The organism is Mycobacterium sherrisii (genome assembly GCF_002102355.1).
Lineage (GTDB): Bacteria > Actinomycetota > Actinomycetes > Mycobacteriales > Mycobacteriaceae > Mycobacterium > Mycobacterium sherrisii.
This window is the reverse complement of sequence record NZ_LQPT01000082.1, coordinates 144714-153590: the sequence shown is the minus strand read 5'-3', so window position 1 is coordinate 153590 and position 8877 is coordinate 144714. Positions and strand designations below refer to the sequence as shown.

The 8877-nt window shown below is 68.5% G+C and carries 10 protein-coding genes; 5 read left to right on the top strand and 5 right to left on the bottom strand.

What is annotated here, in order from left to right:
- Positions 1-79 precede the first annotated feature (79 nt).
- Positions 80-1501 carry a DNA repair protein RadA gene (gene radA / locus AWC25_RS16830; protein WP_069400822.1) on the top strand — a complete coding sequence of 474 codons (1422 nt, stop codon included), beginning with the start codon at positions 80-82 and terminating at the stop codon, positions 1499-1501.
- A 14-nt stretch (positions 1502-1515) separates the two neighbouring features.
- Positions 1516-2589 (top strand): DNA integrity scanning diadenylate cyclase DisA, encoded by a 1074-nt coding sequence (gene disA, locus AWC25_RS16825; protein WP_069400821.1) that lies wholly within the window; start codon positions 1516-1518, stop codon positions 2587-2589.
- Positions 2590-2595: 6 nt separating this feature from the next.
- Here the strand turns inward: disA and AWC25_RS16820 are convergent, their stop codons facing one another.
- Together AWC25_RS16820 and AWC25_RS16815 are read right to left on the bottom strand one after the other, a co-directional pair.
- On the bottom strand, positions 2596-3399 hold the full coding sequence (locus AWC25_RS16820; protein WP_142278888.1) for a hypothetical protein: 804 nt from the start codon (positions 3397-3399) through the stop codon (positions 2596-2598).
- Between the two features lie 110 nt (positions 3400-3509).
- A complete protein-coding gene (locus tag AWC25_RS16815) occupies positions 3510-4127 on the bottom strand; it encodes a carbonic anhydrase (RefSeq protein WP_069400819.1) in 618 nt (205 codons plus the stop codon).
- Between AWC25_RS16815 and AWC25_RS16810 the strand changes: the two genes are divergently transcribed.
- On the top strand, positions 4126-5037 hold the full coding sequence (locus tag AWC25_RS16810) for an HhH-GPD family protein (RefSeq protein ID WP_085167123.1): 912 nt from the start codon (positions 4126-4128) through the stop codon (positions 5035-5037). The genes AWC25_RS16815 and AWC25_RS16810 overlap by 2 nt on opposite strands.
- Here the strand turns inward: AWC25_RS16810 and AWC25_RS16805 are convergent.
- On the bottom strand, positions 5020-5775 hold the full coding sequence (locus AWC25_RS16805; protein WP_069400817.1) for an alpha/beta fold hydrolase: 756 nt from the start codon (positions 5773-5775) through the stop codon (positions 5020-5022). The two genes, AWC25_RS16810 and AWC25_RS16805, sit on opposite strands and share 18 nt — an antisense overlap.
- Before the next feature lie 64 nt (positions 5776-5839).
- Between AWC25_RS16805 and mhuD the strand changes: the two genes are divergently transcribed.
- Both mhuD and AWC25_RS16795 read left to right on the top strand, forming a co-directional pair.
- The gene (gene mhuD / locus AWC25_RS16800; RefSeq protein ID WP_044512474.1) at positions 5840-6160 is read left to right on the top strand and encodes a mycobilin-forming heme oxygenase MhuD; all 321 of its coding nucleotides are present in this window, start codon (positions 5840-5842) and stop codon (positions 6158-6160) included.
- On the top strand, positions 6135-7514 hold the full coding sequence (locus AWC25_RS16795; protein WP_372513430.1) for a serine hydrolase: 1380 nt from the start codon (positions 6135-6137) through the stop codon (positions 7512-7514). Before mhuD ends, AWC25_RS16795 begins: the two co-directional genes overlap by 26 nt.
- On the opposite strand, the gene AWC25_RS16790 is transcribed toward AWC25_RS16795, so the two are convergent.
- A complete protein-coding gene (locus tag AWC25_RS16790; protein WP_069400814.1) occupies positions 7515-8072 on the bottom strand; it encodes a histidine phosphatase family protein in 558 nt (185 codons plus the stop codon). It abuts the gene before it with no gap.
- Positions 8069-8872, bottom strand: a complete 804-nt coding sequence (locus AWC25_RS16785) for a CbtA family protein (RefSeq protein ID WP_069400813.1) — start codon at positions 8870-8872, stop codon at positions 8069-8071. Before AWC25_RS16785 ends, AWC25_RS16790 begins: the two co-directional genes overlap by 4 nt.
- Between the last annotated feature and the right edge of the window lie 5 nt (positions 8873-8877).

Sequence of the window (8877 nt, the reverse complement as noted above, 5' to 3'; positions counted from 1 at the left end):
TCTTCGGCCACCTCCACACCGACCACCACACCCGAACACAGCCTTGCCAAACGGCAGCGACTTGACATAGGAGAAACACGTGGCAAATGCGCGCCTGCAATACCGCTGCTCACAGTGCCGGCACCTCACCGCGAAATGGGTGGGCCGCTGCCCAGAGTGCGGCACCTGGGGCACCGTCGAAGAGGTGCCCGTGCTCAGCCCGGTCGGCGGCGGCCGCCGGCCCGTGGCCGCGGCGTCGCGCGCCGTTCCGATCAGCTCCGTCGAGGTCGGCGTCAGCCGGCACCGGGCGACCGGGATCGAGGAACTCGACCGGGTGCTCGGTGGCGGCGTGGTGCCCGGGTCGGTGACGCTGCTGGCGGGGGATCCGGGAGTCGGCAAGTCGACATTGCTGCTCAAGGTCGCTCATCTGTGGGCGCAGTCCGGCCGGCGCGCCCTCTACATCTCCGGCGAGGAGTCCGCGGGCCAGATCCGCCTGCGCGCCGACCGGATCGGCTGCGGCTCGGGCGATGTCTACCTGGCGGCCGAATCCGACGTGCACACCGTGCTCGAGCACATTGCGACGGTCAAGCCTGCGCTGGTGATCATCGATTCGGTACAGACGATGTCCACCAGCGAGACCGACGGTGTCGCGGGCGGGGTCACCCAGGTGCGCGCGGTCACGGCCGCGCTCACCGCCGCGGCCAAGACCAACGGCGTGGCATTGATCTTGGTCGGCCACGTCACCAAGGACGGAGCCATCGCCGGACCCCGCTCGCTAGAACACCTCGTCGACGTCGTGCTGCATTTCGAGGGCGACCGCAACGGGTCGCTCCGCATGGTCCGCGGCATCAAGAACCGGTTCGGCGGCGCCGACGAGGTCGGCTGTTTCCTGTTGCACGACAACGGAATCGAGGGTGTCGCAGACCCGTCGAACCTGTTTCTCGATCAGCGGCCCAACCCGGTGCCGGGCACCGCGATCACGGTCGCGCTGGACGGCAAGCGTCCGCTGATCGGTGAGGTACAGGCGCTGCTGGCCACGCCCAACGCCGGCTCGCCGCGCCGCGCCGTCAGCGGCATCGACCACTCGCGCGCCGCGATGATCACCGCGGTGCTGGAAAAACACGCCCGGCTGCCCCTGGCCGCCAACGACATCTACCTGTCCACGGTGGGCGGCATGCGGTTGACCGATCCCTCGTCGGATCTCGCCGTGGCCATCGCGCTGGCGTCGGCGTTGACCGACCTGCCGTTGCCCACCACCGCGGTGATCATCGGCGAGGTCGGCCTGGCGGGCGATCTGCGCCGGGTCGGCGGGATGGATCGCCGGCTGGCCGAGGCCGCACGGCAGGGATTCACCATCGCCCTGATGCCGCCGGGATGCGACGCCGTGCCCTCGGGAATGCACGCCCTGACCGCACCCACCATCGGCGCGGCGCTCGAGCACATGATCGACATCGCCGACCATCGCAGCGCGCCACCGCCGTTCGAACGGCGGAACCCTCCCACACTGCGCGCCCTCACGTAGCAGAATGACACGGTGTGACCCGTCCGACGCTGCGTGAGACGATCGCCCGCCTGGCACCGGGCACCGGGCTGCGCGATGGCCTGGAGCGCATCCTGCGCGGTCGCACGGGTGCGCTGATCGTGCTGGGCAACGACGAGAACGTTGAGGCCATTTGCGACGGCGGCTTCGCGCTCGACGTCCGGTACGCCCCGACGCGGCTGCGCGAGCTGGCCAAGATGGACGGCGCCGTGGTGCTGTCCACGGACGGCAGCCGCATCGTGCGGGCCAACGTGCAGCTGGTGCCCGATCCCTCGATTCCCACCGACGAGTCCGGCACCCGCCACCGCTCGGCCGAACGGGCCGCGATCCAGACCGGCTACCCGGTGATCTCGGTCAGCCACTCGATGAACATCGTCACCGTCTACGTCGGCGGGGAGCGTCACGTGCTGGCCGACTCCGCGACCATCCTGTCGCGCGCCAACCAGGCCATCGCCACGCTGGAGCGCTACAAGACCCGCCTGGACGAGGTCAGCAGGTTGTTGTCGCGGGCCGAAATCGAAGACTTCGTCACCCTGCGCGACGTGATGACGGTGGTGCAGCGACTCGAGCTGGTCCGGCGGATCGGGCTGGTGATCGACTACGACGTCGTCGAACTGGGCACCGACGGGCGTCAGCTGCGGCTGCAGCTCGAGGAGCTGCTCGGCGGCAACGACACCGACCGGGAACTGATCGTGCGCGACTACCACGCCAGCCCCGAGCCGTTGTCCGATGCCCAGATGACCGCCACCCTCAACGAGCTGGACTCGCTGTCAGACACCGACCTACTTGAAATCACTTCGCTGGCAAAGGTTTTCGGGTATCCGACCACGACCGAGGCACAGGATTCGGCGCTGAGCCCACGTGGCTACCGCGCGATGGCCGGCATTCCCCGGCTGCAGTTCGCCCACGTGGATCTGCTGGTGCGCAACTTCGGCACGCTGCAGGGTCTGCTGGCCGCGAGCGCCAACGACCTGCAATCGGTCGACGGTATCGGCTCGATGTGGGCCCGCCACGTGCGCGAGGGACTATCGCAGCTGGCCGAATCGACGATCGCCGACCCGCTCAGCTGAGCGGGTTCAGCCCGCGGGCGAGGGACCGGAAGCGCCGGGGGGCGATTCGGGTTGCGGCACCGCGGGTTGGCCCGGCACCGGCCCGGGCGGGGGTGGCGGCTGGTTCATGATGAACGGAACCGGGAGTGAGCGCAGGTTGCCCAGCTGCACGACAAGGTTGTAGGTGCCCGGCCCGATCGCGGGGCGGGGCAGCGGGCAGTGCGGCGCCGACCCCATGCCGGTCCACGTCACCGCCGTCGTCACCTGCTCGCCCGGGGTGAAGGTTTTCACCAGCGTCTCGTTGGACGGCGCGCAGTCCAGGTTGGACCACAGCCGCTTGTTGTCCAGGGTGTAGACGTAGGCGGCCAGGACGGCGGCGCCGACGTCACGCTTGCAGGCCACCAATCCGATGTTGGTCACGACCATGGTGAACTTCGGCTGGTCGCCGATGAAGTATTGCGGCGCGTTGGTCAGGCCCTTGACGGCCAGTGTCGAGTCGGGGCAGTCGTCGCCCTCCTTGAGCACCGGCGGCGGTTGCACCGCGGCGGTCGGCGTCACCGACTCGGGGTTCTGCCCCTGCGGCGCGGGCACCGGGGTGGCGCCTTCCTGCCCGGGTGGAGGTGGCGCCTGCGGCGGGGACGCGACCGGGGTGTTCTGCGCCGATCCGGGCTTGCTGACGCTCGCGGGCTTGGCTCCCGCGTTGTTGCCCATGAACGCGATGATGGTGGCGACCGCGATGCCGATCACGACGACCGCGATCCCCAGGGCCAGCCCCCTGCGCCGCCAATAGATCTCCGTGGGTAGCGGGCCACGCGGTTCCAGATCCAGCACGATTCCACCGTAAGTCCAGGTCACATCGATTTGACCGATCCGGCTCGGCGTGTCGCGATGTTAGCTGGCCGACATCCGTGCTATCCGCCCCTATTCGCCCCTATTCGCCCCTATTCGCCAATGTCTCCGATGTGGTCGACCAACACCGCCCGACCGTCGGCCAGGTGATAGGTGACCCCGGCCAGCCCCAGCGTGCCCGCCGACACGCGCTCCGAGATAGCCGAAGAACGCGACACCAGCTGTGCCAACGTTTCTTGTACGTGGCGGTCCTCGAACTCGTCGACCCGGGACAGACCGTCACGCCTACCCAGCAGGATCGATGACGAGACCCGTTCGACCAGGTCCCGTACGAAGCCGGACGGTATTGCACCGTCGTCGATGGCGCCCAACGCGGCCGTGACGGCACCACAGTCGTTATGGCCGAGGACGACGATCAACGGGACGTCGAGGACCACGACCGCGTATTCGATCGAGCCCAGCACCGCCGTATCGATGGCCTGCCCCGCGGTGCGAACCACGAACACGTCACCCAAGCCCTGATCGAAGATCAGCTCGGCCGCCACTCGGCTGTCCGAACAGCCGAAGATGACCGCGGTCGGCTTCTGGCCGGCGGCCAGGCTGGCCCGATGGTCGACACTCTGGCTCGGGTGCGCAGGCTGGCCGGCGACGAATCGCTCGTTACCCTCTTTGAGTGCTTTCCAGGCGGATACCGGATTGGAGTTGGGCATGGCACTCATCATGCCGCAGCCTGCGATGATCGGCAGGCCACACATATCAATTACCAATCTTCTTGACTGGTACGCGCGCTCGCGCCGCGATCTGCCTTGGCGGGAGCCGGGTGTGGACGCGTGGCAGATCTTGGTCAGCGAGTTCATGCTGCAGCAGACGCCGGTGGCCCGGGTGCTGCCGGTCTGGACCGAGTGGGTGCGGCGCTGGCCCACCCCGTCGGCCACCGCCTCGGCCAGCGCGGCCGACGTGCTGCGGGCGTGGGGCAAGCTGGGATACCCGCGACGGGCCAAACGGTTGCACGAGTGCGCCGTGGTCATCGCCCGCGATCACGGCGACGTCGTCCCGGATGACGTCGAAACCCTGTTGGGCTTACCGGGTGTCGGCAGCTACACGGCCCGCGCCGTGGCGTGCTTCGCCTATCGCCAACGCGTTCCGGTGGTCGACACCAATGTGCGCCGGGTGGTCGCCCGCGCGGTCCACGGCCTGGCCGATGCGGCGGCGCCGTCCGCTGCCCGCGACCATGCCGACGTCGCGGCGCTGTTGCCGAAAGACGATACGGCGCCGTTGTTTTCGGTCGCCCTCATGGAGCTGGGCGCCACGGTGTGCGTCGCCCGGGCGCCGCGCTGCGGGTTGTGCCCGCTCGACGAGTGTGCCTGGCGGCGGTCCGGCTATCCCCCCGCACCAGGGCCAGCCAAACGCGGGCAAAGTTACGCGGGCACCGATCGCCAGGTCCGCGGCCGGTTACTGGATGTGCTGCGCGCCAGCGATTCCCCGGTCACCCGGGCCCAGTTGGACGTCGCCTGGCTGACCGACACCGCGCAGCGGGATCGGGCGTTGTACTCGCTGCTGGCCGACGGCCTGGTGACCCAAACCAGCGACGGCCGGTTCGGGCTAGCCGGCGAGGAATGATTCGACCGCCTCCCGGTATGCTTGCGGCGCTTCGTCATGGATCAGATGCCCCGCCTCCGGTATCGACAAATACGTTGTCGACGAATTACTTTCGTGCATTGCACGCATCTGACCCGGCGGAGTGACCGAGTTACCGGCCTCCAGTAACAGCGCCGGGGCCCGCACCGCCGACCATTGCGACCAGTAGTCCCGGGTGCCCCATTCGGCGGCGATCTCGATCCAGCGCGAGGTGTGCCCGTGCAATCGCCAGCCGGTCTCGGTGCGGTCGAACGCGTCCAGGAAGTACCTGCCCGCGACGGGCCCGAATTCGTTGAATATTTGTTCGGCGCTGTCGAATTCGACCGGAAGCGCATGCAGCCACGGCTCCCACGGACCGGTGGTACGACCACGGAAATCCGGTGCCATGTCCTCGATCACCAGGGCGGACACCAGTTCGGGCCGCTCGGACGCCAGACACCAGGAGTGCAGCGCCCCCATCGAATGCCCCACCAACCGGACCGGCACCCCCAACGCGGCGGTCGCGTCGGCGAGATCGGCCACAAAACGCTCGGTGCTGATCGGGTGCGGATCGGCAACGTCACGGCCGCGGTGCCAAGGCGCGTCGTAGGTGTACACGGCGCCCAGCCGGGTCAGCCAGGGCAGCTGGCGCGACCAGGTGGTACCCCGGCCCATCAGGCCGTGCACCAGGATCAACGGTTGACCTTGCCCGCCGTGCGGAGTCAGCAGATCGGTGGGCATGGCACCATCTTGCGTTCCCCGCCCACGAGCAGGACACGGCAGGGTGCGGGGTAGCCTGGCAGGCATGCCGCCAGTGGTGAAGATCAACGCAATCGAAGTTCCCGCCGACGCCGGCCCCGAGCTGGAGAAGCGGTTCGCCCACCGAGCACACGCGGTGGACAATCAACCCGGCTTCCTCGGCTTCCAGCTGCTGCGCCCGGTCAAGGGTGAGAACCGCTACTTCGTCGTGACACACTGGGAGTCCGATGAAGCATTCCAGGCCTGGGCAAGTGGGCCCGCCGTCGAGGCCCATGCCGGTCAGCGTGCCAACCCGGTGGCGACCGGCGCGTCGTTGCTGGAGTTCGAAGTTGTCATGGACGTTGCCGGGGGCAAGTCGGCTGAATAGGCCCGACGGGTTGGGTCCCGCGCAGCGCGTGCTGGCCGTCACGGCGGCGGCAGCACTGGTCGTAACCCTGGCGCCGGGTTGTGCGCCGTCGCCGCCGCCGCAGGCCAACGCCGCCAATGCCGGCCGCGGCATCGACACCCGCACGCCGCCCGGGCTGCGCGCCCAGCAGACCATGGACATGCTGAACTCGGACTGGCCGATCGGTCCCGTCGGGGTCGGCACGCTGGCCGCCCCCGACAAGGTGGACACCGTCGAGACCACCATGGAAGAACTTTGGTGGGATCGCCCCTTCACCCTGGACGGGGTCGACATCAGCGCCAGCGTTGCCACGCTGCATCTGACTTCGTCCTACGGCGCGCGCCAGGACATCCGCATTCACACCGACGACATGGGGCGAGTCGATCGCTTCGACGTGGACACGGAAGCGCCGACGATCACCTCATGGCATGACATCGATGCCGCGCTGAGCAAGACGGGCGCGAAGTACTCCTACCAGGTCGCCAAGGTCAACGGGGCTCCCCCAGGCCACTGTGACCCCGTCGCGGGCACCAACACCACCGAATCTTTGCCCCTGGCGTCAATTTTCAAGCTGTACGTGCTGCATGCCCTGGCGGGTGCCGTGCAGCGCCACACGGTGTCCTGGGACGATCAGCTGACCGTCACCGAGAAAAGCAAGGCGGTGGGCTCCTCGGGCCTCGGGCTCAATCCCGGCGACCATGTTTCGGTGCGCGACGCGGCCGCCAAGATGATCGCCAACAGCGACAACATGGCCACCGACCTGCTGATCGACAGATTGGGCACGCACGCCATCGAGGAGGCCCTGGCGAGTGCCGGCCATCACGACCCGGCCAGCATGACGCCGTTTCCCACCATGTACGAGATCTTCTCCATCGGGTGGGGCCAGCCGGACCTGCGCGCGCAATGGCAGAACGCCACGCCGCAGGTCCGCGCCCAGCTGCTGGAGCAGGCGAATTCCACTCCTTACCAACCGGATCCGGCCCGAGCGCACGTGCCGGCGTCGACCTATGGTGCGGAGTGGTATGGCGATGCCGGGGACATCTGCCGGATCCACGCAGCCCTGAAAGCCGATGCGGTCGGCGCGGCCGCACCCGTCCGGCAGATCCTGTCCGCCGTTTCCGGTATTGCGCTGGATCGAAACGTCTGGCCGTATATCGGTGCGAAAGCCGGCGGCCTGCCTGGTGATCTGACCTTCAGCTGGTACGCCGTCGACAAGACCCACCAAGCGTGGGTGGTCAGCTTCCAGCTGAACTGGCCGCGCGATCACGGCCCCAAGGTGACCGGATGGATGCTGCAGGTTGCCAAGCAGACGTTCGCGCTGATCGCCCCGCGATAGTCACCCGAGACGCAGCGTCCAGCTTCCGTCGCGGTGATGCAGCTTCGTCACGCCGGCCGGTGCAACGTCAATGCGCCAGAACGACTTCGGCGCAATGTCGAGAGCCAGCAGGATCGCCGCCCGGATCACCGCCGGATGCGTGACCGCCACGGTGCGCGGTGGGCCGTGCAACGTCGACGCCAGCCAGCCACCGACCCGTTCGATCAGCTCGACCACGGATTCCCCGCCATGCGGCGCTCGGTCCGGCCGGGTCAGCCAGACCTGGAGGTCGGCCGGATCGACGGCCGCCAATGTCTTGCCGCGCCAATGCCCGCAGTCCAGGTCTGCCAACAGCGGCTCGGTCGCGGCGTGCAGACCCAAAAGCCGGGCAGTCTGCCGCGCGCGTAACTCGGGTGCGGCGACGTGTCGGGCGCGCGGGCCGGAGATAGCAAGGGCGCCAGTCGCTTCCGCCTGGCGGCGACCGGTTTCGTTGAGCGACTCGTCGTCGGGAAAACGCGCGGCCGTCATCGCGTCGGTCATCGCGTGCGACACCAGGGTCAGCCGGACGACCTTTGTCACGCCGCGGTGCTCGGCACCCGTCCGCTGCGGGAGCCGTTACTGAGCAACCGCCCCGCCAGCGTCGCGAAGACCAACCCGATGGTCAGCCAGAGCAACAGTTGGGCACCCAATGCCACCAACCGGAATTCGTAGAGCACGTCGGCAGGGAAGCCGGGATAGACGATTGCACCCGAGTTGTCGCGCAACGGTTCCGGCGTCTCGTCCACCGACGGCAGCACCAGCATCACCACGGCAACGCCCACCAAATAAGCCCCGGCCGCGAGCAGCCGACCGTGCCAGGCGCCGACCTGGCCGCTCAGCTGGCGCGCCAACCATACCGCCGCGGTCGCCAGCAGCACCGACGCCAGCACCATCGCCAGATACCAGCCGGTGCGCGCGCCGATCGTATCCGCCTGGCCGACGGCGGGCGGGTTGGGCGGATATTTCACGAAGGGGACCAAATACACCGTCACGAACGCGGCGGCGGCCAGCCACAGTGAAAGTGGCTGCGGTGCCGGGCTTTCCGGACCTCCGGTGCCGCGCGCGTAGACCACGCAGAACAGCACTGCGAACAGCGCGCCCATCGCGAGACCGAAAATCAGCACACCGAAGCCGAGACCCGCGTTGGCCTGCACACCGCGGGTGAACAACTCCGCGCCGTGTTCATGCACGCCGTGCGCGTTCTCGGCGTCGGCTCGGCCATCTTCGAAGGCGATGGCCCTGGCGATGACGGGCTCAGCGCACAGCCGGGCGAATAGGAAGGACAGCACCGCGCCGACGGCGCCCGCCACCAGCCCGCGTGCGATCAGACGCTTCTCCACGCCGG